The following is a 20981-nucleotide window of genomic DNA, read 5'->3' on the forward strand; positions in this document are numbered from 1 at the left end:
ATGGTGGTGTCCTTTCAGGCGGTTTCAGGCAGGCGCCAGCGCTTGATGATGCCTTGCGGGGCAGGTGAGTGGACCACCCGGCGCAGCCCGGCATGCGCATGGATCAGACCGAGATCCTGCGCGGTGATGCCAAGATGGAACTGGCAGGGGCCGACATGCAGCAGCAGGATATCGCCCGCTGTTGGCGCGCTCTTGGCAGGCTGCAGCCCGGCCTTCTCCGCCAGCGGCAGCAAAGGATCGATGCCCCGCATCCGCAGCGTGTAGTGATAGGGCAGCGAGATCGGTCGCCCCGCCATGCCCAGTGCTGCGCCCACCAGCCCGAGGCAATCGAGCCCGGTTTGTGGATCGCGGCCGTGCAGGCGGAAGGGTGTGCCGATCAGGCTGGCGGCGGCATCTGCCAGCGTTTCAGCTGGGCAGGCCATAACGGATCACCATATCATTGCCGGGCAGGAAGGGCTCGCCCCGGAAGTTGAGCGCATTGCCGAAACGCGCCGCGCAGGTGGCCAGCGTATGATCGCAGCCCTCGCGCAGTTGCGCGCGCAGGCCTGCGGCCAGAGGCAGATCGAGCGGGCGATCCAGCACCAGACCATCACCCGCCAGCCCGGCGATGGTCATGGCCAGCCCCGCATAGGGGCCGTCCAGCCAGCGGATCTGTCCTCCCGGCAGCAGCGAGGCCGCTACATCGCCCGCCATGGTCACTGCATTTTGCCCGGGATCGAAGCTGGCCAGCACCGCCTCATGGGTGAAGCGCGCCGCCGAAAGCCCGCAGCCCTGCCCGCAGAAATCGGCGCGACAGCATGGACTGGTGCGCGGCACCGGATCGCGCGCCAGATCGCCCTTGCGTGACACCAGCTGCGCCGAAAACCGGTTGCTGTCCTGCGTGACGCCGCCGATGCTGCCCGCATAGATCGCGGTGAACTCCAGCGTCTGCCAGTCCACCAGACCTACCGCCACCCGAGCCCCATCATAGCGCCCGGCGACCAGATCCGCTTCGGCGATGCTGTCATGCGCGATGGCGCCATCGACCTCGGCGGAATCCGCATCGAAGCCCGTCGAGCGGCGGATCGCGGCGGGCTTCATCCCCGGCGCGCTGCGGTGGAGCAGGGCGTCGAACCACAGATCCGCGTCATGGGTGGTGAAGCCCAGCGAGACGCCATCGCGCCGGTCGATCCGCCACCATGTCGCCACGGTTTCGAGCGGCTGGGAAAACCAGATCCGGCTCATACCGCCTCCCGGATTTCGATCACGGGCACGCTGGGGGCCTCCCCGATGGAGAAACCCGCGCCGGAAATGTCGAGCGTGTCCTGCTCGAAGCGCACCGGCACGTCGAAGAGGAAGCCGGCGCGCACCGTGGCCCCGGCAGCGGGCGCGGTGGTGAAGCTGACGATGCCGCTCTCTTCCAGCGCCCAGCCATTGGTCACGCCCACGCCATTCACGCTGACCAGCACGCTCCCGGCGCGGGGGCGGGTGATGCGGCGCTGCTGCGGGTCTTGCGCTTCATCGCCATAGTGCTTGACCAGCGGGAAGCTGGAAGCGGTGCCGTCGCCCACGCCGATCACCTGATCCACGGCGCTGGGCGCGTCGACCATGCCGTTGGAGCTGAAATCGCTGGGATCGGCGAGGCGGAACCCGCGCGCAGCGCCCCGCCGGGCGCGGAAGAAGGCGATCAGCACGCCCAGCTCCGCGTCCGAGCGTATGCCCGGGCCCAGATCGAAATGCAGGCGGGCGTTGCTCCATAGGCTGTTGCGTCGCTCGAAGCCCGAGGCGGTGGTGGCGATGCTGGTGGAAAATTCCTGCGTGATTTTCGCATCCAGCCCAAGCGCCAGCGGATAGGGCACATCGTCGAAAGCGTTCATATCGGAAGCGTCCTTGGCGTTGGGTATGCGCAGGTAACCGTCGCGGCAAATCTGGGGCAGCGCCCAGACGAAGACCTCATGGGCGTTGCGGGCCAAAGCCTCGTCGATGCCGGTATCGATCAGCCGCCAGAGGTCCGGCTGGCCCGGGCTGAGCACAAAGCCCGCAAGATAATCCTGAGCACCGGGCGGATAGGCTAGCCGCTGGTTGATCGTGGCATAGCCAGACTGCCTCAGCGCCGAGGCGCCTGCGGTGAGCCAGTCATAATCCTCGACCTGAAGGCGGTCGAAGGCGGGCCAGGCCCAGCCGGTGGGCAGATTGGCGCGGCGGGCCTCGGGCATGGTTGGGTCCAGCACGGTGGGCAGGAAGGTGAGCAGCAAGACCTCGCAAGCCGTGCTGCCCGCCTGTGCCTTGGCCGCGGCGGTGATGGTGGCGGTGGAACTGGCCAACAGCGCGCCCGCCTGATCGAGCAGAGCGGTCTGGTCGGCATTCAGCGGCGCGCTCAGATCGGGGATCGTCACCGGATTGCCACCGAAGGCTGCCTTGGCGGCATCGTCATAGAGGCAGATCTGGCCATCGCCGGTCACCCACCACCATGGCTCGCCGATCTGGAGGCGCAGGGGCACATCGGCAGCCTGCATCAGGCCGACATAAGCGCGGGCGATAGCTTGCAGCCAGCCCATCGCCTCGCCTTGCGCGGGGGAGAGCAGGTTGGAGGGCGGGTCCCAACCCGTCTGCCCGGCACTGCCATCGGCGGCACGCTGAGCCCAGCTGGACGGGCAATGCTGCGCCAGAACCTCATAGGAGATCGAGGCGATGGGCGAGAGGCCAGCCTCTGCACAGGCCGCAAAGAAGGCTGCATGCCATGCCCGCGCCGGGGTACACAGCACATCGCCCGTCGTATCCACTAGACAGTCCGCCCCGACATAATGCAGGCGGAAATGGTGGCTCATGCCAACATAATGCAGCACGCTGCCGCGATAGCCCAACTGCCGCAGACTGCGGATCAGCCGCGCGGGAGTCTGGTTGCACTGATCGTCATAGGCGGTGGCGACGGCCAGCCCATGCGGCGGCACAAAGACATCGCCAATGGAGAGCATCGCGCGATCGCCATCGCAGCGGATGTGCGTCAGCTCGGCCCAGCCGTCCAAAGCGGCGGGGAAGGGCGTGGTGGAGCCCTGCACATAGCCCGGCGCCACCAGCGAGATAAACATGCGGTCGATGTCGGAGGGATAAAGCGGATCGGCAGCATCGGATGACCAGCCGCCAAAAATCTGGCTGAAGGGCAGGGTGACCTGCGCATCCTCACCGGTGCCGCTGGCAAAGTTCCACAGACGGACGAACCAGCTATGCGGCTGGCCACTGGCATCGCGGCCTTCAATGGTCAGCGTGGGGCCGTTGACGGCATTGAGCGGCAGGATGCCGCCCGAACGCCAGCGGAAACTCAGCGTGGTGCGGCTGTAATCGCGGTCCGTGGCATAGGCGAGCAACGGGTGGTCCAGCACATCCTCGCTGGCCCAGATCAGCCCGGCCAGATCGCCCTCGCGCAGGAAAGTGGCGTCGATGCGCAGCGCATCGGGGGCGGGGGTGATGGCGCTGGCCATCATCGGGCGGGGGAAGTCGTTGGTCCAGAAGCGCGGGTCGAAGCGCTGGAGCCAGTCGCTGTCCTGCCCTTGACGCTTTGAGGCGAGCCAGAAGGCCATGGGGGTTCCTTTCAGCTCTGCACCATCACGCGGCGCAGGGCGCTGGCGATCTGGCGCGAGGATCGGGCGAGGGCGGCGGGCGCATCGGCCCCGGCACTGCTGCCCACATTGATGGCGACATTCATGGTGCGGTTGCCGCCATTGCCGCCATTGCCGGTGTTGGCGATGGCGCCAGCAGCGGTGGGCACGAAGACTTCAGGCCCGCGCTCGCCCACCAGATAGGCCTGCCCGGGGGAGACCGGGCCTCCGGTGGCCCGCCCCGGCAGTCCGCTGACGGCGGAGAGCAGGCTGGTGATGCCAGTGGCGCTACCGCTGGTGCTCAGCATGCCCGTCGCCTGTGCGGCAATCGCGGCCAGAGCGCTGATCCCGGCCTCACGCAGATCGGAGAAGCCGCTGGTGCCCTTTTTCAGCGCATTGGACAGGCTGGTGTCCAGCGTGCTGCCCGCCTGCGTAAAGCCGCCGATCAGCGATGTGTCCACACTGGAGCGCATCGCCGCCAGATCCTGCGCGAAGCCCTGCGTGACGGCGCGCACCTCCACCATCAGGCTTTGCGTGGTGGAGGTGGTGCTGGTGTAACGCGATGTGGCCATAGGTCTTTCTCCATCAGGCGTTCGAAGTCCGTGCGAGACAAAGGTGCGATGGCGGCGCGGGCAGGATCGGCATCAGGCGCCAGCACGGCGGCGAGTTCGGCTGGGGTGGCGGCCCAGAAGGTGTCCGGGCGCCACCCCAGCACCCGCGCCGTCAGCCCGGCGAGGCGGTTGGCGGCGGGGCCGAAAGCCTGCTCCGTCACCCCGCCCCCTGCACGATCTGACGCAGCAGGACGCGCAAGGGCTGGGTGGCATTGGCAAGCCCGGCTTCGAGCACCGCATCGCCCACCATCTCGCGCGTCAACTCTTCACGCCGGGCGAGGCAGTGCCAGAACAGCGCGGTGATCTCGGCAAGGCGCAACTGCCCTTCCGCCGCGCGCTCCACCAGGGCCAGCAAAGGCCCCAGTTCCTCCTCGGCGGCGACCAGCGCGGTAAAGCTGGGGCGCAGCAGGCGCGCGGTGTTGGCGATCAGCAGGCTGGCCTCGCCACGCCACGGATTGGCGGCAGGATCGCTCATCCGGCCACCACCGCGCCGGAGCTTTCCAGTTGCAGCGTATAGGCCCGCTCGCCATTGTAATCGCCCGAGTAATCCAGCTTCTGCACGAGGAACTGGCCGGTCAGGCTCTGCCCATCCTCAAAGCTGAGGCGGTAGGAGGCCAGCACGCCCGAGAGCGCATTGGCACGGATCTGCCCCTCCGCCGCCGAGCCCATAAAGACCCCCGCCGCGCTCACCGAAATCGACCGTGCCCCGCCGCCCGAGAGCAGTTCGCGCCACCCTCCGCTGTCCTTGCTGGTGACAGCCACGGCCTGCCCCGCCACCGACATCTGCGTGGTGCGCAGGCCCGCGACGGTCTGGTAAGTCGGTGTGTCCGCGCCATCGGAAATCTTGAGCAGAAAGGCGGCGCCGGATTGAACAGTCATAGGGCTTCTCCGTTGAGGGTGCGGAAGCTGAATTCGATCAGCACGGTGCGGGTGGCGGCATCGGTCTGCTGGGTGCGGGCGCGCAGAAAGCGGATCGTCGCCACGCGAAAGCCGCTTTGCTGCGCGGGCAGGGCGCGGATGCGGGCATCAATGGCGCTGACCAGAGCGGCGGCGGCATCGGGTGTGTCGCCCCGGCAATGGAGGTCCAGCGCGATGCGGATCTCGTAGCCGGTCTCGGTCTTGGTGCTCCAGTCGGCGCTGGCGCTGGTGGCAATGGCCAGCCACGGCAGGGCGGTGCGAGAGGGCGCTTCCTCGGTGATGGCGTTGAGTTGGGCCGAGAGGTCGGGATCGGCGGCCAGCCATGCGATCAGCGCGGCGCGCAGGGGCAGGTCCATGGGCTCTATCCTTTCGCGGCGGTGAAGCCGGGCCAGAGGGCGGCGGGATCGCGCCAGTTGGCCGGATCATCGGCGGCATCGACCGTTTGGCTGTCCTGCGCGATCTGCCCGGCCAGAGCGGCCAGTTGCGCGGACAGCTCATCCCACGAGGGGCTGGGCGTGGCAGCAATCATGTCACCCGCATCCGGCGGTAGGGCCGCCACAGCGCCGTGACCGAGGCGGGCGGCAGGGCATCGGCTCCGGCGGTTTCGCGCATGCGGTATTGATGCGCGGCGAGGCGGATGATGCCGTGATGCAGCGGCTGGGGCAGATGGTCCCAATCCGCCGCCAACCCGGCCTCGAGCGTGACCAGCGCGCTGGTGCAGCCATGGGGCGGATCGATCCGCAACTGGCAGGCGCCCGAGGCATCGATGCGGATCTCGACATCCTCGACCGCGATGGGCGTGCCATCACCCTGCAGCCCGGCCACCGCAGCGACCGATTTGACCGGCGTGCTGGTCAGCCGGTGCCAGCGCGGATGGGCAAAGGGCCATGCCTGGCTCCATGGCTCCTGGGGGCGCTGCCCATGAAGCCCCAGACTTTCCTCCACCGTGCAGAGCAGCGGCAGCATGCCGGTGAAATCGGCGCAGACCTCCAGCGCCATGGCCAGCAGGGAGGAAAGGCTGTCATCATCCTGCGTGGTGGAGATGCCCAGCCACTGCTTTAACTCGGCCAGCGCCGCAGGCGGCAGCACCGCAGGCGTGACAATCGTCCGCATCATGGGCGGCCTCCGTAAGGAACATGGGAAAAGGGCGCCCGTGCCAACCGCGCGGGGGCGGCACGGGCGCAGGGTTAGGCCGGGCGGGAGAGGAACCCGGCCTAGCGGGGACTTAGGAAGCCGCGATCTTCACCAGCTTGATCGCCTCGCTGTCCAGCACCTGGCCACCGATGCGGCGCGTGGCGTAGAAGTTGACGAAGGGCTTGTTGCTGTAGGGATCGCGCAGCAGGCGGGTGCCGAAGCGCTCGGTGATGATGTAGCCGTTCTGGAAATTGCCGAAGGCGATGGGGGTGCTGCCCGCCGCCACATCGGGCATATCGGCAGCCTCGACCACGGGGTAGCCCAGCAGACGGTCGGGCTGGCCGTCGATCAGGCTGCCCTGCCACAGGAAGGCGCCATCGGCGTCCTTGAGCTTGCGCACAGTGGACAGCGTCTTGGCATTCATCACCCAGACGGCGCCCTGGCGATGCCCGGCTTTCAGCGCCATCACCACATCGATCAGCAGGCCATCGGCGGCGGCTCCCAGCGTGGCGGCGTCACCGCTGGCCAGATACTGCAGCGTGCCGAAGCTGCGGGTGGCATCTGCCGTGCTGGCGATGGGGGTAGAGAGGAAACCGCTCGGCTGGTTGGTGCCGGTGCCGTTGATGAAGGCGGCACCCTCGGCGCGGCCGAACTCCGTGGCGATTTCCTGCGCCAGCCAGCTTTCCAGATCGAAGGCGGCATCGTCGAGCATCTGCTGGCTGGCCGAGGGATTGGCATAGAGGTCGCCCGAGGGCGGCACGATCTCGGCAAAGCTGGGTGTGGCACTGGCACTGCGCGCGGCGCTCTCGCTGACCCAGCCCGAGACGGTGCCGCCCAGCGAGATCAGCTTGCGGTAATCCGAAGTGCTGGTCTGCACCACCTGAGCGATGGCGCGGATCGGGCTGATGGCGGTCAGCCTTTCGGCAATGCGCGCGTCCAGCTGCGTGGGCACAGCATAGCCGCCATCGGCGGGCGAGCCGATGGTGAGCGATTTCAGCTCCGCCTCCTGCCCCCGGCGCAGATAGTTTTCGGTGAAGCTGCTGCTCTGCGGGGCGGTGGCGCCACCCAGAGGCAGGCGGCTGTCGGCGCGGTGCTGGCGGTCCAGCCGCGATTTCACCTCGGCGATGTCGGAGCGCAGGGCGGTCAACGCCTGATCGGCGGCCTCCTGCCGGGCGAGCAGATCGAAGGACGCATCGAGGGGTGTGGTTTCGGGATTTTCCATGCAATCAAGGCCTTTCACACGGGGGAGAAGAAGGATCAGGCGATCATGTGGACCCGCGCCCCATGCTGCATGGGGTGAGTCACCAGGCTGATCTCGAAGAGGTCGATGTCGTGCAGGTCGCGTCCCGCTGCATCGCGGGTGAAGCTGCGGGCGCGGTAGCCGAAGGAGAGGCCGTTCACCCGGCCCGCCTTCAGCGCGGCGGCGGCCCCGCCTGCCGGATTATCTATGCTGGCGAGGATGCGCAGGCCGCGCTCATCCTCGCCCGCCTGCTCGATCCAGCCGATGCGCTGGGCGGGGTTGTGCTGCCAGTAGAGGGGCAGGGGCGTGTCGCGGCTGGCCAGCGTGCGGGCGAAGGCGCCGTGGTGGATGGTGTCCCGCCCGGCATCGCGCTGGCCGAAGAGCGCGGCATAGCCGGCAAAGCGCAGGGGCGAAGGGACGATGGTTGGGCTCACCGCCATGGCGCCAGCGCCCCCGACCGCACGGCGATGCCGATCAGCAGCAGCGCCATCAGCGCGCGCACCGTCCAGTCGATGACGGCGCGCCAGGCGCTGGCCTTGGCATCGCGCCATGCCTGCAAAAGGTCGCGCAGTTCGGAAAGATCCTCGCTGGCGCCGTCATCGCTCAGGCCCATGCGGTAGAGCATCCTTTCGGCGCCCAATTCGCTCGCTTCCTCGACGATGGCGCGCAAGGTCACCAGATCGCCGCCCGAGGCGCGATCCTGCGCCATGAGCCGGGCGAGCATATCTTCACGTTGCAGGGGGCGGCTCATGGCTGCACCTCTTCTGGCGCGGCGCAGGGCGGGGGCGCGGCCAGATCCTCGGGCAGGCCCAGCAGCACGCGCTTCTCGGCATCCGACAGGAACCCGGCGCCGTTCACCTGAGTCCACAGCGCCTGCCGGTCCTCGGCCAGCGCTGGCACCCGGTCTGCATCGACGGCCAGACGCGCCTCGGGGAACCAGCCCTGCAAGCCTTCGCCCAAAGCCGCGAACAGCCGCGCTGCCAGCGGCAGCAAAGTCAGCCGCCACAGCGCCTTGTTGGCCTCCTTATAGTTGTTGTAGGTCGAATCGCCGGGCAGGCCGAGCAGCATCGGCGGCACCCCGAAGGCCAGCGCAATATCCCGCGCCGCCGCTGCCTTCAGCGAGGCGAAATCCATATCCGCCGGGCTCATGGACAGCGACTGCCACTTCAGCCCGCCCTCCAGCAGCAGCGGACGCCCGGCATTGCCGCCCCCGGCAAAGGCGCGGTTGAGTTCCTCGCGCAGCCGGTCGAACTGGTCGGTCGAAAGCCCGCCGCCATTGGAGGCATCGTACACCAGCGCCCCCGAAGGCCGCGCGGCATTCTCCAGCAGCGAGCGGTTCCACGCGGCGGCGGCATTATGCGTCGCCACGGCCTGATCGGCGGCGGAGAGGCAGCCCGTGCCATAATGATCGTCGGCGGGGTGATAGTCGCGGATATGGATGATGTTGGGCGAGGCGTCGGTATCCTCCATCGGGATGTTGAGCAGCTGCTCGCCCAGACGATAGGTGATGCCGGTGGGCCAACCATTGGCACCGGGGATCAGCGTGACGCGTTCCGGACGCAGGGCGAAGAGTTCCACCGGCCAGCCATTGGCGTCTTTCAGCACCTGCACATAGGCATTGCCATGCAGCAGCATCTGGCTGGCCAAGGTTTCGAGCAAAGGCTGCCCCGCGCTGGTGGCGGTAACCAGTCTGGTGAGCGCCGGGTCGGTCTGGCAGAGCGGCGCCCCACCGATGCCATCAGCCACCAGCCGCACCGCGCGATGGGCGACGGGGTTGTCGAGATAGGCGCAGACCACCGCGCGGCGGTAGTCATAGGGCAGGCGGTTGGCGCCGATGTCACCCCAGCTCCATGGCGAGCCATAGGGGCGGGCGAGCGGCACGCGGGGCCCTCCGCCCTTGAAGGCGGCGGCGAGGGATTGCAGCAGTTTCATGGCTTTTCGCCTTTCGGAAAAGGGCGTTAGAGATCCCGCACGCGCGGGCCGGGCGTGGTGCCCAGCATCAGTTCGGTCAGCGCCCAGACGGCGGCATCGGCCCGGTCGGGCGAGCGGCCCGGCCCCTGGTAAGAGCCCCCGGTGATGAGCCCGCAAAGCTCATCCTCCAGCGCCGCGAATTGGCCGCAATGGCGCACCCGGCCTGCCTCATAGAGCGCGGCGACCGGTTCGGCCCGTGCCGCCTTGCCGCGCGTGGCATGGACCAGCCGCAGAGGCAGGGCGATGCTGGCGGCGCGCAGCACGCTTTCCACCATGGCGCCGCCCTGATTGGCCTCGGCCACCACGCGATCGGCGTTCCATAGGGCAGCGGTGTCCGCCACGGCGCGGGCCCAGCGCTCGGGGCTGGGGCGGGGCACGCTGGCATCGGCCAGCACGCGGGCGATGCCGTCCTGACCCAGCGCCACCACCACGATGCCGCAAGCGTCGCCCTCCGCCGAGGCGGGGGGATCGACACCCACCACCATCCGCGCGGGCGGAGAGGCGGGGACGGCTTCGCGGCAGCTTTCGATCAGGGCGCGGGTCCAGAGGGCTCCGGCGTGGTCGAGCAGCATTTCGCCATCGAGTTCCTGCCGGGCCAGCAGGGCCGAGCCGAGGCTGGCGCGGGTTTCGCGGATAAAGCGTTCGGGCAGGTTGGCGCGGTTGTCTTTCGTGCGGCCCCGCGTGATGATGGCATCTTCATCCTTCAGCAGGCGGGTGAGCAAAGGGACCGCGCGCGGCGTGGTGGTGGCCATGGCCTGAGGGCGCTCGCCAAGGCGCAGGCCCATCAGCATATTGTCCCATGCCAGCTCGGCGCGGGAGGCCGAATTATCCCATTTGGCGATCTCGTCGCACCAGGCGTGGCTGTGCTGGGGGCCGCGCAGGCTGTCGGGCTCGGCGGCGGAATAGAGCGTGGCGACCGCGCCGTTCGGCCAGACCAGCCGGCGCAGCGAGGGTTCGAAACGCGGGCGGCGGCGCGGGGGCGAGCAGGCAAGGATGCCGCTCTCGCCCTCGACCATCACGCTGCGCGCCTCGCCCAGAGAGGCGGCGACCAGCGCGATGCGGGCCATGGAATCGGCCTGCGCCACCATGCGCACCCATTCCGAGCCCATCCGCGTCTTGCCGAAGCCGCGCCCGGCCATCACCAGCCACAGCCGCCAGTCGCCCTTGGGAGGCAGCTGGTTCTTGCGCGCCCAGAGCGGCCAGTCATAGGCCATGGCGCCCAGTTCCTCAGGGGACAGGCGGGAGAGCTGTTGCAGCCTTTCCCTGGCGGGGAGGTTGAGGAGCCAATCAAGGCGGCGATCAGTCTCCATCGGGGCCTCCCTTTTTGGCGGCCAGCACGCGCTCACGCATGCGCTCCAGCTTGGTGTTCAGGCCTTCCAGCACGGCGGCGGCATCGTCATTGTCGCGGATGGCGCGTTGGCGGGCGGCGGCCTCGCGATGAGCGGCCAGCAGGCGCAGGGCATTGGCGTTGTCGAAGCTGCGCACGGCGGTCTTGCGGGCGGGGGTGGGTTTGAGTTCTCCGTTGCGCAGGCGGTGGAGCAGCTCCATCTCCAGATTGTCATAGCCTTCGCAGAGCGCGGCCTGCCATTTGCGGGCGAAGGCGGCGTTGTTGCGCCTTGCGTCATAGGCAACCGTGGTGGTGATGCCCGCCTTGCGCGCGGCATCGGCCACATTGCAGCTTTCGGCCAGTGCCGAGAGAAAGGCCCGGCTCCAGAGGCCGAGCGAACGGGGCCGCGCGGCATTGCTGCCCGCGGGCGAAGAGCTTCGCGCCATCTTGGTTTCCATCAACAGGGGTGAAGCGATCCGGGAGGCCTTGGGGACTCACCTGATTGCGATGTTCTCTATATGTACCAACTGGAGGTGGCGATGTCAATTAAAAAGAACCATATGGGTTCATTGATCGTGCTTGCCCATTCCCGGGCCGGGCAGGTTTTTGTTGTCGCATCACTTTTGCGAAAAACCGGTTCCCACTTTTTCGCGTGATGCTCTAAGCAGCGGGCCGGCTGGCGATCCCGCCGCGCCACTATGCCAAGGATTCCCGATGCTGCGCCGACTTTACGCCTGGACCATGGCCAAGGCCGCCGACCGCCGCGCCGAATGGTGGCTGGCGCTCTTCGCCTTTGTGGAGGCCAGCTTCTTCCCTGTGCCGCCCCATGCCGTGCTGGGGGTGATGTGCCTCTCGCAGCCCAAGAAGGCGGTGCGTTTCGCGATCATCACCACGCTGGCCTCGGTGGCGGGCGGCTTGCTGGGCTACACCATCGGCCATTTCCTGTTTGCCAGCATCGGTGAGCAGCTGCTTTCTGCGCTGCATCTGACGAACAGTTTCCCCTATGCCGCCTGCAAGCTGCGCGGCGACACCGGCTTCCTCGCGATCATCCTGAAGGGCGCCACGCCGATCCCCTTCAAGCTGATCACCATCACCGCCGGTTTTGTGGGCATGCCGATCGGCAAGTTTGTGCTGGCCAGCCTGATCTCGCGCTCGATCAGCTTTCTGATCGTGGGCATCCTGTTCCGCCTGTTCGGCGCGCCGATCAAGGCATGGATCGACAAGTATCTCGGCCTTGCCGTGGCCGGTTTCCTGCTGCTGGTGGTGGGCGGTTTCGTCGCTGCCGCGATGCTGAGCAGCCATAAGAGCACGGCGGCGGACCCTTGCTCCAACGCCACGATGAGCAGCATTACCCAAACGGCCTGAACCGGCACACCGCAACGAAAAAGGCCCGGCATTCCAGATGGAGCGCCGGGCCTTTTGCTGTTCAAGGCTGAAACCTTAGAGAATACCGGCCTTCTGGCCTGCACGCTGGAACATGCCGATGATGGTCTGCACCTGCTCGGCGCTGTGCAGCGCGCAAAGCGAGCAGCGCAGCAGCGTCATCCCCGCAGGCGTTGCCGGGGGACGGGCCAGATTCACATAAAGGCCTTCATGCAGCAGGGCTTCCCACATCGCGGCGCCACGCTCCAGATCGGGCATGATGACGCTGATGATGGCGCTCTGCGGTTCGTCGGTGCCCAGCTGGAAACCGGCATCGCGCAGGCCCTTGTGCAGGGTGCGGCTGTTCTCCCAGAGATGCGCGCGCTTGTCGGCGGCATGCATCAGCTTGCGCACCGAGGTCGCCGCCGTGGCGACAACGCTGGGCGGCAGCGAGGCGGTGAACACATAAGGACGGCACACCAGACGCATGATCTCGAACTTGGGATGGTTCGAGACGCAGAAGCCGCCCACCGTGCCGACCGACTTGCTGAACGTGCCGATGATGAAATCGACATCGTCGAGGCAGCCCTGCTCCTCGGCCACGCCGCGCCCGTTGGGGCCGATAAAGCCCATCGAGTGGGCCTCATCCACCAGCACCATCGCGCCATACTTCTTGGCGACGGCGATCATTTCCTTCAGCGGAGCGATATCGCCCAGCATCGAATAGACGCCTTCGAGGACGACCAGCTTGCCCGCGCCCTCGGGGATGCGGCGCAGGCGCTTTTCCATCGCCTCGATGTCATTGTGCTTGAAGGGCACCACCTCGGCATCGCCCATCTTGCAGCCGTCCCAGATCGAGGCGTGGCTGTCGATGTCCAGCACGATGTAGTCGCCCTTGCCGGCGATGGTGCTGATGATGCCCAGATTGGCCTGATAGCCGGTGGAGAACACCATGGCATGGTCCATGCCATAGAACTCTTTCAGCGCATCCTCGACATCGCGGTGCGGGGAGTAGGTGCCGTTCAGCACGCGGCTGCCGGTGGTGCCGCTGCCGTAGAGGTCGAAGGCCTGCTTGCCCGCCGCGATGACATCCGCGTCGAAGGTCATGCCCATGTAATTGTAGGTGCCGAGCAGGATCGTCTCGCGCCCGTTGCACACCGCCACGGTGGGGGAGATCACCTTCTCCATCACCAGACCGAAAGGATCGGTCACGCCGGTGGAGAGCAGGTCGGTCCGCATCTGGATCAGCGGGTCGAATTTGGAGAACAGGTCGGTCATGGCGCTCAACCCTGCAACTTGACCACGGCGTCCACCAGCTGGCCGTAGGTTTCGATTTCGGCCTGCTGGTTCATGGAGATGATGATGTCGAACTCATCCTCGATGGCGGCGACGAAATCCATCACCGTCAGGCTGTCGAATTCGAGGTCGCCCGCGAAGGTGGTGGCGTCGGTAACTTCGACCTCCTTCTTGTTGAAGGGGGCGATCAGCGCGGCGATCTTCTCGGCGGTGGCGGCGCGGTCCATGGGTAGGGCTCCGGTATGGGAAGGGAATTTCAGCATTGCCCTAGGGGGCAAGAATGCGGCACAATTGGGGCGTTGAAGGCGAAAGCTATTCCACCAGCGCCCTGACGGCGGCCATGAAAGGGCCGATGGAAACGGGTTTGGCCAGATAGCCCTCGGCGCCGGCGTCGCGGATGCGGTCTTCATCGCCCTTGCCGGCGTAAGCGGTGACGGCCAGCACGGGAATCGCCCGCAGCATGGGATCGCGCTTGGCCGCCTCGATCAGGTCCAGGCCCGAGACATTGGGCATCTGGATGTCCATGATGATCAAATTGGGCACGAAATCACGCGCGCGGTCCAGCGCCTCCAGCCCGTCGGCCACCGGCTCCACGCCATAGCCCTGCGAGCGCAGCACGTCGCAGAACAGCTTGCGGTTGAGATCGTTGTCCTCGACAACCAGAATGCGCTTTGCCATGGGTTCTCTCAGCTGGGGCGGACCCCCTCCTAGGCATTCGGAAAGGCCCTGACAATTCTTCGTGATCGCTCTCCACAGCCCGCCGATCCTGAGGCGCTGGCCCTTTCCGCTCTGGGCTGGGTGCTGGGTGACGAGGATCGCGCCGAAAGGCTGATCGCGCTGACCGGCATCACCCCCGACGAGTTGCGCGAACGGCTGGGGGCCGGGGAGGCCTCGCGCCACGAAGTGCTGACCGCAATGATGGATTTTCTGATGGCTTACGAACCCGATCTGCTGGCCTGCGCCGAGGCTCTGGATGTGTCGCCCGAGGTGCTGGCCGATGCCCATGCGAAGCTGAATCACGCGGCCAATGCCGCCGATTGGGGAGCCTGAGCCATGGCCAGCCGCCCCCTGATCATCACAGATTGCGATGAAGTGATCCTGCACATGGTCTCGCCCTTCCGCACATGGTTGGCAGAGCAGCATGGCGTGGCCTTCACCATGAACGGCAATGATTTCTCCAAATCGATGAGCCGCAATGGCGAGCAGCTTGGCCAGGCCGAAATGTGGCAGCTGCTGGGCGCCTTCTTCGACACCGAGATGGCGCGCCAGAACCCCATCGCGGGTGCCATCGAATCGCTGACCGCGCTGGGCGAGCATGCCGATGTGGTCTGCCTCACCAACCTTGAGCATCACCGCAACGAAGCCCGCACGCTGCAGCTGGCCGAACATGGCCTGCCGCTGAAGGTCTTCACCAATCAGGGCCCCAAAGGCCCGGCGATCCGCGCCATCCTCGATGAATACGCCCCCAGCCGCGCGGTGTTCATCGACGATATTGCCCAGCATCACGGCTCGGCCTTCGAACTCACGCCGGAAATCAGCCGCCTGCATCTTTGCGGCGAGCCCGAGATGGCCCCCCATATCACCTGCGCCTTTCAGGCAGGCCATGCCCATGCCCGGATCGACGACTGGGCGGGCGCTCTGCCCTGGCTGAAAGCGCAACTCCACGGAGAAGACCATGACTGACATCATCGAAGCGAAACTGGCCGAACTGGGCCTGACCCTGCCTGCCGCTGCAGCCCCCGTCGCCGCCTATGTGCCGGTGGTGGTCGCCGGTGGCCTCGCCCATGTCTCGGGCCAGCTGCCCTTTATCGATGGCGCGCTGGTCAAGGGCCGTCTGGGCGAAGACGTCAGCGTGGAAGAGGGCACCGCCGCCGCCAAGGCTTGCGGCCTGATGATTCTGGCGCAGCTGAAGGCTGCTCTGGGCTCGCTCGACAAGGTGGAGCGCATCGTCAAGCTGGGCGCCTTCATCAACTCGACCGGCGATTTCACCGCCCAGCCGCAGATCGCCAATGGCGTGAGCGAGCTGATGGTCGCGGTGTTTGGCGACAATGGCAAGCACGCCCGCAGCGCTGTGGGCGTGCCGGTGCTGCCGCTGGGCGCAGCGGTGGAAGTGGACGCCATCGTGGCCGTCCGCGCCTGACCTTGTAATGGGCGCGCTGCCCCGATGGGTGGCGCGCCTGTTTCGCTTGTGCGATAAGGGGTTCGTGACAAAGACGCCCCCCGATCAACTGTCCGCCCGCATCGCCACCGGAATCGCGGATCTGCCCGCCGACCAGTGGGACGCTTTGAGCGATGGCGGCAACCCCTTCACCTCCCACGCCTTTCTCGCCGCCATGGAAGACTCCGGCAGCGTTGATCATCTGGGCGAGGGCGGCTCGACCGGCTGGCAAGCCGCGCCGATCCTGATCGAGGACGATGAGGGGCGCCTGACGGGCGCTCTGCCCGCCTACATCAAATCCCACAGCCAGGGCGAATATGTCTTCGATCATAGCTGGGCCGATGCCTGGCAACGCGCCGGGGGCGATTACTATCCCAAGCTGCAGATCGCGGTGCCCTTCACGCCCGCCACCGGCCCGCGCATCCTGACGCGCGATCCGGGGCTGGCTTTGCCTCTGCTGCGCGCGGCGGAAACCTTGTGCAAACAGGCCGATCTCTCCAGCGCTCACGCCACCTTTATCGAGCCCGAACAGGTGCCGATCTTCGAGGAGGCAGGCTGGCTGATCCGCCACGATCTGCAATTCCATTGGGAGAATCGTGGCTACAGCGACTTCACCGATTTCCTCGGCGCGTTGTCCTCAATGAAGCGCAAGAATTTGCGCAAGGAGCGCATCGCGGCGCAAGAAGGCGTGGAAATCCGCCAGCTGACCGGCGCGCAGATCCTTCCCGAACACTGGGATGCCTTCTGGCACTTCTATCAGGACACCGGCAGCCGCAAATGGGGCCACCCCTATCTGACACGCGAAGCCTTCACCCTGCTGGGCGAGACCATGGCGGACAAGATCCTGCTGGTGTTGGCCTTTATCGACGATCAGCCGGTGGCGGGCGCGCTCAATTTCATCGGCAAGGATTGCCTCTACGGCCGCTATTGGGGCGCCGTGATCGACAAGCCCTTCCTGCATTTCGAGCTGTGCTATTATCAGGCCATCGATGCGGCCATCGCGTTGGGCCTCTCCCGCGTCGAGGCGGGGGCTCAGGGCGGGCACAAGCTGGCGCGCGGCTATGAGCCGGTGCGGACCAGTTCGGCGCATTACATTCCTCACCCCGGCTTTCGCGCGGCGGTGGAAGGCTTTTTGCGGGCCGAACGCGAAGGTGTCGCGGCGGACCAGCTGGTTCTGGATGAAAGAACGCCCTATCGGCGTGAAGAGGGCAAGAACGACAATCCTTAACGTGGCGGGGCCTTCACTGGCGACCCTGTTCCTCCGCCATGCTCGGAAATGTCTGCGTTCTTACGCGGCGCGGCGGGCGTTGTCGGCCAGCCAGGCGCGGGCGCGGCGCTGGGCTTCAGCGATATCGCGCGCGCTCATTTCATCGGCGATATCGGCGCGGCACTGCTGGGCCGCTTCATGTCCGCGCGAGGCGGAAAGGTTGAACCACTTGTGTGCTTCGATCAGATCGCAGCCCACCCCATGGCTGCCGGTCGAATAGGCCACGCCCAGATCGAACAGCGCATTCACATCCCCCTGTGAAGCCGCCGCGATGCAGGTGGCGATCACGATATCGCCGTCCGCCGTATGCGTGGTTGCCGTCTGATCAGACCCCTTAATCCAATATGCACTCATGATCGTTAACCCCCGTTTTGAACCTATGACTGTGCGATCTCATGAGTGAGAGAGTCGCTGATCATGGATAACAAAAGGTTAATTCTTGGCCCGGGGCCCGCATTTCTGGGGATCATGGGGGGTAAATGCCGTAAAACCACAGCATTGCCGCTTGTGCGTAACTGCGCGGAACTTTATAGGCCCGCCATCGGGATGGGCCTCGGTGTTGGTGCGGAGGATTTGAATGGCAACTGCTTTGGGCGACGATATCGACGTTCTCGTGAAAGCAAGGCGTTCCCTTGCCGGGGATTATGTCCCCAGCGAAGACGAAACCTACATGAGCGAACCCCAGCTGGATTACTTCCGGCGCCTGCTGGCCCAGTGGAAGAAGCTGATTCTCAACGCTTCTGCCGATACGCTCTCCCAGCTTCAGGAAGGGCCGCTGCGCGAACCCGACCTGAATGACCGCGCCTCTTCCGAAACCGACTGGGGCATCGAACTGCGCACGCGGGACCGCCAGCGCAAGCTGATCGCCAAGATCGACTCGGCCCTGCGCCGCATTGAGGAAGGCGAGTATGGTTTCTGCGAAGTGACCGGTGAGCCGATTGGTCTGGGCCGTCTGATTGCCCGCCCCATCGCCACCATGACGGTCGAGGCGCAGCAGGCCCACGAACGCCGCGAAAAGATTTCGCGCGACGACTGATCGCAAGATCAGGCGTTCATGGGGCAGGCGATTCGCTTGTCTTTGCCAAAACCGGCTTCCGCCTTCGCGGGGGCCGGTTTTTGCTTGGAGGGCCGGGTGTTTACCGCCTGCCCAAAAGCTGTCCCAAGCTGGCACGGCCCGCAATTGGCGCTGCGGGGAAGGTTTTATTAACACTTTCTTGGGCCCGCCGCTTTACATTGCATCGCAGCGACAGGAAGCTTCGGACTCCGGAGCCAACACCACAATCAAGCAAGCGTGACGAGTGATGAGCGAGACCGAAAAACCCACCGACCAGCGCCATATTTCCCGCGACAGCCTGTTCGTTCTGGCTGGTCTGCGTGTGGCGGGCCATGATCGCGAGCATAAGGTGAAGGTGCGCAACCTTTCGCCCGGTGGTCTGATGGCCGAAGGCACGCTGCGCGTGGCGCGTGGGATGAATGTCTCGGTCGAGGTGCGGAACATCGGCTGGGTCGCGGGCACGGTGGCCTGGGTTCAGGAGAATCGCTTCGGCATCGCCTTCGAGCAGGAGATCGATCCGCTCGGCGCGCGTGGCGCCACCACCAGCGATGGTCTGCCGGCCGATTTCAAGGCCCGCAAGCCGACTCCGGTGTTGAGCCAGCTGCTGCAAAACGATCCGGGCCGCCTGCGCAAGATTTGAGCATGGTGCCGCAGCGCATTGCGCGGCTGCCGTCCAGCGCTTAACGAAAGGCATGGCCTCTTTCCGCCGCCCTGCCTTCCCGCGTGTTTCTGCTGCCCTTGCCTTGGCCGCCCTTGCTGCGGGCGGGCTGGGCGGCTGCCATCACAAGAGCGAATCGGCCACCCGCATCGCGGTGATCGGCGAGCCGGGCGCCCCCTGGGCTCCTGCCGAGCGTAACAGCCTCGCCGGCCATCTGCTGGCCGCCAGTCTGGGTGAGGGGCTGGTCTCCTTCGATGCCGAGGGCAAGGTGGTGCCGGGTCTGGCCGAGCGCTGGATCGTCACCGATGACGGCCAGAGCTATATCTTCCGCCTGCGCGGCGCCGCCTGGGCCGATGGCCAGATGAGCGCCGAATCGGTGCGCCAGGGCCTGCGCAATGCCATCGCCGCGCTCAAGGGCACGCCAGAGGCGCCTGACTTCGCCGCTGTCGAGGACATCCGCGCCATGACCGGGCGCGTGATCGAGATTCGCCTCAGCCGCCCCATGCCGCAGTTCCTGCCGCTGCTGGCGTTGCCGGAGATGGCCCTGCCGCCGCGCCAGCGCCTCGCCGGGCCGATGACCTTGAGGCAGGACGGCACCAGCGCCGTGCTGAGCCCCGTGCCACCCGAAAAGCGCGGCCTGCCGCCGCTGGAGGATTGGGGCCGCGTTGCCCATCCGCTGCGCATGTCGGTGATGCCGGCGGCTCAGGCGATTGCCGCCTTCAATGCGGGCAAGCTGGATATGGTGCTGGGCGGCAGCTTTGCCGATCTGCCTGCGGGCGGGCGCAATCTGCTGGGCAAGACGACTCTGCGGCTGGACCCGGTGGTCGGCCTGTTCGGCCTTGCGGTGGAGAATGAGGAGGGCCTGCTCTCCAGCGCCCCCTTGCGTGAGGCGCTCTCCATGGCCATCGACCGCCCGGCCTTCACGGCGCAGATCGGCGTGCCGAACTGGCAGAACACCACGCGGCTGATCGCTCCGGGCAGCCCGGCGGACACGGGGCTCGTGATCGAGCGCTGGGCCGAGATGGATCTACCTGCCCGCCGCGCTATGGCCGCGCAGCGGGTTGCGCAATGGGCCAAGGCCAGCGGCCAGCCTGCTCGGTTGCGGCTGGCTCTGCCTGCAGGGCCGGGGGCGGATGCGCTGGCCGCGCGCTTGCAGGGCGATTTCGCGGCCATTGGTGTGGAGGTCCAGCGCGTGGACCAACACGCCCCTGCCGACCTGCGTCTGATTGACGACGTGACCGGCGAGCCCACGCCCGGCTGGTTCCTGCAACGCTTCGGTTGCGCCCTGCGCCCCCAAGCCTGCAGCCCCGCCGCCGATGCGCTGACCGCTCAGGCCCTTGATGCGCCTGATGCCAATGCCGCCCGGGGGCTGTTCGCGCAGGCTGAAGGCGCATTGTTGGGGGAAAACCTCTTCCTGCCTTTGGGCGCTCCTGTAAGATGGTCGCTTGTGGCAGGCGATTCGCTGGGCTTCGCGCTCAACCGCTGGGGGCTCCATTCCTTGCCGCCGATGGCGATTCGCAGCCGGTAAAGCACCTTTCCACGGTTTTTGACCTAAGAAATTTACCCTAATTTACCCCCGAAAGCCGCTCAATTCGGCGCATTTTACCGAAAATTAACCTTTCGCGTTCATTGCTCCTATGGTTAATTCAGGCGATCCTGCGTTGTGTTGCAGGCGGTGCCTGACCTGTCGGGCCAAGGGGGGTAACCCATGCGTGTTTTGTTGATCGAAGACGAGCCTACCACGGCCCGCGCGATTGAATTGATGCTGACGACTGAGGGCTTCAACGTCTACTCGACCGATCTGGGCGAGGAAGGCCTGGATCTCGGCAAGCTCTATGATTACGACATCATCCTGCTGGACCTCAACCTGCCCGACATGCACGGCTATGACGTGCTGAAGAAGCTGCGGGTCGCCAAGGTGCAGACCCCGGTGCTGATCCTCTCGGGCATTTCCGAAATGGACTCGAAGGTTCGTTCCTTCGGCTTCGGCGCTGACGATTACGTGACCAAGCCGTTCCACCGCGAAGAGCTGATCGCCCGCATCCACGCCGTGGTGCGCCGTTCGAAGGGCCATTCGCAGTCGGTCATCCGCACCGGCAAGCTCTGCGTCAACCTCGACGCCAAGACGGTGGAAGTGGACAGCGCCCGCGTTCACCTGACGGGCAAGGAATATGCCATGCTGGAGCTGCTGTCGCTCCGCAAGGGCACCACGCTCACCAAGGAAATGTTCCTCAACCACCTCTATGGCGGTATGGATGAGCCCGAACTGAAGATCATCGACGTCTTCATCTGCAAGCTGCGCAAGAAGCTGGCGCATGCCTGCGGCGGCGACAATTACATCGAGACCGTCTGGGGCCGTGGCTATGTGCTGCGCGATCCGGATGAGGCTGCCGAAGCGGCCTGATCGCCT

The 20981-nt window shown here is 66.2% G+C and carries 29 protein-coding genes; 9 read left to right on the forward strand and 20 right to left on the reverse strand.

The window, feature by feature from the left end:
- Positions 1-14: 14 nt before the first annotated feature.
- The 16 genes from HGK27_RS01195 to HGK27_RS01270 all read right to left on the reverse strand — a co-directional run bounded on the left by HGK27_RS01195 (position 15) and on the right by HGK27_RS01270 (position 11222).
- On the reverse strand, positions 15-422 hold the full coding sequence (locus HGK27_RS01195; RefSeq protein WP_206238064.1) for an NlpC/P60 family protein: 408 nt from the start codon (positions 420-422) through the stop codon (positions 15-17).
- Positions 406-1224, reverse strand: coding sequence for a DUF2163 domain-containing protein (locus HGK27_RS01200; protein ID WP_206238066.1), 819 nt, complete (start codon positions 1222-1224; stop codon positions 406-408). The genes HGK27_RS01195 and HGK27_RS01200 overlap by 17 nt, the downstream gene beginning before the upstream one ends.
- On the reverse strand, positions 1221-3557 hold the full coding sequence (locus tag HGK27_RS01205) for a DUF2460 domain-containing protein (protein WP_206238067.1): 2337 nt from the start codon (positions 3555-3557) through the stop codon (positions 1221-1223). Before HGK27_RS01205 ends, HGK27_RS01200 begins: the two co-directional genes overlap by 4 nt.
- An 11-nt stretch (positions 3558-3568) precedes the next feature.
- Positions 3569-4147 carry a lysozyme family protein gene (locus HGK27_RS01210; RefSeq protein ID WP_206238069.1) on the reverse strand — a complete coding sequence of 193 codons (579 nt, stop codon included), beginning with the start codon at positions 4145-4147 and terminating at the stop codon, positions 3569-3571.
- Positions 4099-4347: a phage tail assembly chaperone gene (locus HGK27_RS01215; protein ID WP_206238071.1), complete on the reverse strand. Its 249-nt coding sequence runs from the start codon at positions 4345-4347 to the stop codon at positions 4099-4101. The genes HGK27_RS01210 and HGK27_RS01215 overlap by 49 nt, the downstream gene beginning before the upstream one ends.
- Positions 4344-4661, reverse strand: a complete 318-nt coding sequence (locus tag HGK27_RS01220; protein ID WP_206238073.1) for a gene transfer agent family protein — start codon at positions 4659-4661, stop codon at positions 4344-4346. Before HGK27_RS01220 ends, HGK27_RS01215 begins: the two co-directional genes overlap by 4 nt.
- A complete protein-coding gene (locus tag HGK27_RS01225) occupies positions 4658-5065 on the reverse strand; it encodes a phage major tail protein, TP901-1 family (protein ID WP_206238075.1) in 408 nt (135 codons plus the stop codon). Before HGK27_RS01225 ends, HGK27_RS01220 begins: the two co-directional genes overlap by 4 nt.
- Entirely contained in the window at positions 5062-5460 is a 399-nt protein-coding gene (locus tag HGK27_RS01230) for a DUF3168 domain-containing protein (protein WP_206238077.1), read from the reverse strand. Before HGK27_RS01230 ends, HGK27_RS01225 begins: the two co-directional genes overlap by 4 nt.
- Before the next feature lie 5 nt (positions 5461-5465).
- Positions 5466-5633, reverse strand: coding sequence for a hypothetical protein (locus tag HGK27_RS01235; protein WP_206238079.1), 168 nt, complete (start codon positions 5631-5633; stop codon positions 5466-5468).
- Entirely contained in the window at positions 5630-6220 is a 591-nt protein-coding gene (locus HGK27_RS01240) for a head-tail connector protein (RefSeq protein ID WP_206238081.1), read from the reverse strand. Before HGK27_RS01240 ends, HGK27_RS01235 begins: the two co-directional genes overlap by 4 nt.
- Positions 6221-6329: 109 nt before the next feature.
- Positions 6330-7460: a phage major capsid protein gene (locus HGK27_RS01245; protein WP_206238083.1), complete on the reverse strand. Its 1131-nt coding sequence runs from the start codon at positions 7458-7460 to the stop codon at positions 6330-6332.
- A 35-nt stretch (positions 7461-7495) separates the two neighbouring features.
- Entirely contained in the window at positions 7496-7918 is a 423-nt protein-coding gene (locus HGK27_RS01250) for an HK97 family phage prohead protease (RefSeq protein WP_206238084.1), read from the reverse strand.
- Entirely contained in the window at positions 7909-8217 is a 309-nt protein-coding gene (locus HGK27_RS01255) for a DUF6127 family protein (RefSeq protein WP_206242672.1), read from the reverse strand. The genes HGK27_RS01250 and HGK27_RS01255 overlap by 10 nt, the downstream gene beginning before the upstream one ends.
- A gap of 8 nt (positions 8218-8225) precedes the next feature.
- A complete protein-coding gene (locus HGK27_RS01260; RefSeq protein WP_206238086.1) occupies positions 8226-9410 on the reverse strand; it encodes a phage portal protein in 1185 nt (394 codons plus the stop codon).
- Between the two features lie 26 nt (positions 9411-9436).
- Positions 9437-10759, reverse strand: a complete 1323-nt coding sequence (locus tag HGK27_RS01265; RefSeq protein WP_206238088.1) for a DNA-packaging protein — start codon at positions 10757-10759, stop codon at positions 9437-9439.
- Positions 10749-11222 (reverse strand): hypothetical protein, encoded by a 474-nt coding sequence (locus HGK27_RS01270; protein WP_206238091.1) that lies wholly within the window; start codon positions 11220-11222, stop codon positions 10749-10751. Before HGK27_RS01270 ends, HGK27_RS01265 begins: the two co-directional genes overlap by 11 nt.
- A 268-nt stretch (positions 11223-11490) precedes the next feature.
- Between HGK27_RS01270 and HGK27_RS01275 the strand changes: the two genes are divergently transcribed.
- Positions 11491-12141: a YqaA family protein gene (locus tag HGK27_RS01275; RefSeq protein ID WP_206238093.1), complete on the forward strand. Its 651-nt coding sequence runs from the start codon at positions 11491-11493 to the stop codon at positions 12139-12141.
- A 75-nt stretch (positions 12142-12216) separates the two neighbouring features.
- Here the strand turns inward: HGK27_RS01275 and spt are convergent, their stop codons facing one another.
- The 3 genes from spt to HGK27_RS01290 form a co-directional block, all read right to left on the reverse strand.
- Positions 12217-13416 carry a serine palmitoyltransferase gene (gene spt, locus HGK27_RS01280; protein WP_206238094.1) on the reverse strand — a complete coding sequence of 400 codons (1200 nt, stop codon included), beginning with the start codon at positions 13414-13416 and terminating at the stop codon, positions 12217-12219.
- Positions 13417-13421: 5 nt separating this feature from the next.
- Positions 13422-13661, reverse strand: coding sequence for an acyl carrier protein (locus HGK27_RS01285; RefSeq protein WP_206238096.1), 240 nt, complete (start codon positions 13659-13661; stop codon positions 13422-13424).
- 85 nt (positions 13662-13746) lie between these two features.
- A complete protein-coding gene (locus HGK27_RS01290; protein WP_206238098.1) occupies positions 13747-14112 on the reverse strand; it encodes a response regulator in 366 nt (121 codons plus the stop codon).
- A gap of 54 nt (positions 14113-14166) precedes the next feature.
- Between HGK27_RS01290 and HGK27_RS01295 the strand changes: the two genes are divergently transcribed.
- The 4 genes from HGK27_RS01295 to HGK27_RS01310 all read left to right on the forward strand — a co-directional run bounded on the left by HGK27_RS01295 (position 14167) and on the right by HGK27_RS01310 (position 16820).
- The gene (locus HGK27_RS01295; protein ID WP_206242674.1) at positions 14167-14484 is read left to right on the forward strand and encodes a DUF3572 domain-containing protein; all 318 of its coding nucleotides are present in this window, start codon (positions 14167-14169) and stop codon (positions 14482-14484) included.
- 3 nt (positions 14485-14487) lie between these two features.
- A complete protein-coding gene (locus HGK27_RS01300; RefSeq protein ID WP_206238100.1) occupies positions 14488-15117 on the forward strand; it encodes an HAD family hydrolase in 630 nt (209 codons plus the stop codon).
- Positions 15110-15574, forward strand: coding sequence for a RidA family protein (locus tag HGK27_RS01305; RefSeq protein ID WP_206238102.1), 465 nt, complete (start codon positions 15110-15112; stop codon positions 15572-15574). Before HGK27_RS01300 ends, HGK27_RS01305 begins: the two co-directional genes overlap by 8 nt.
- A 64-nt stretch (positions 15575-15638) precedes the next feature.
- Positions 15639-16820: a GNAT family N-acetyltransferase gene (locus tag HGK27_RS01310; RefSeq protein ID WP_241126769.1), complete on the forward strand. Its 1182-nt coding sequence runs from the start codon at positions 15639-15641 to the stop codon at positions 16818-16820.
- A gap of 60 nt (positions 16821-16880) precedes the next feature.
- Here the strand turns inward: HGK27_RS01310 and HGK27_RS01315 are convergent, their stop codons facing one another.
- Positions 16881-17213: a sel1 repeat family protein gene (locus tag HGK27_RS01315; protein WP_206238105.1), complete on the reverse strand. Its 333-nt coding sequence runs from the start codon at positions 17211-17213 to the stop codon at positions 16881-16883.
- Positions 17214-17436: 223 nt separating this feature from the next.
- On the opposite strand from HGK27_RS01315, the gene dksA reads away from it, so the two are divergent.
- The 4 genes from dksA (at position 17437) to ctrA (ending at position 20975) form a co-directional block, all read left to right on the forward strand.
- On the forward strand, positions 17437-17895 hold the full coding sequence (gene dksA, locus HGK27_RS01320; RefSeq protein ID WP_206238106.1) for an RNA polymerase-binding protein DksA: 459 nt from the start codon (positions 17437-17439) through the stop codon (positions 17893-17895).
- A gap of 265 nt (positions 17896-18160) precedes the next feature.
- Positions 18161-18553, forward strand: a complete 393-nt coding sequence (locus HGK27_RS01325) for a PilZ domain-containing protein (RefSeq protein WP_206238108.1) — start codon at positions 18161-18163, stop codon at positions 18551-18553.
- A 52-nt stretch (positions 18554-18605) separates the two neighbouring features.
- Positions 18606-20099 (forward strand): ABC transporter substrate-binding protein, encoded by a 1494-nt coding sequence (locus HGK27_RS01330; RefSeq protein WP_206238110.1) that lies wholly within the window; start codon positions 18606-18608, stop codon positions 20097-20099.
- 180 nt (positions 20100-20279) lie between these two features.
- Complete coding sequence (gene ctrA, locus HGK27_RS01335) at positions 20280-20975, forward strand: response regulator transcription factor CtrA (RefSeq protein WP_068092971.1); 696 nt, start codon at positions 20280-20282, stop codon at positions 20973-20975.
- The last annotated feature ends 6 nt before the right edge of the window (positions 20976-20981 follow it).

It is taken from the genome of Novosphingobium terrae, assembly GCF_017163935.1.
Lineage (GTDB): Bacteria > Pseudomonadota > Alphaproteobacteria > Sphingomonadales > Sphingomonadaceae > Novosphingobium > Novosphingobium terrae.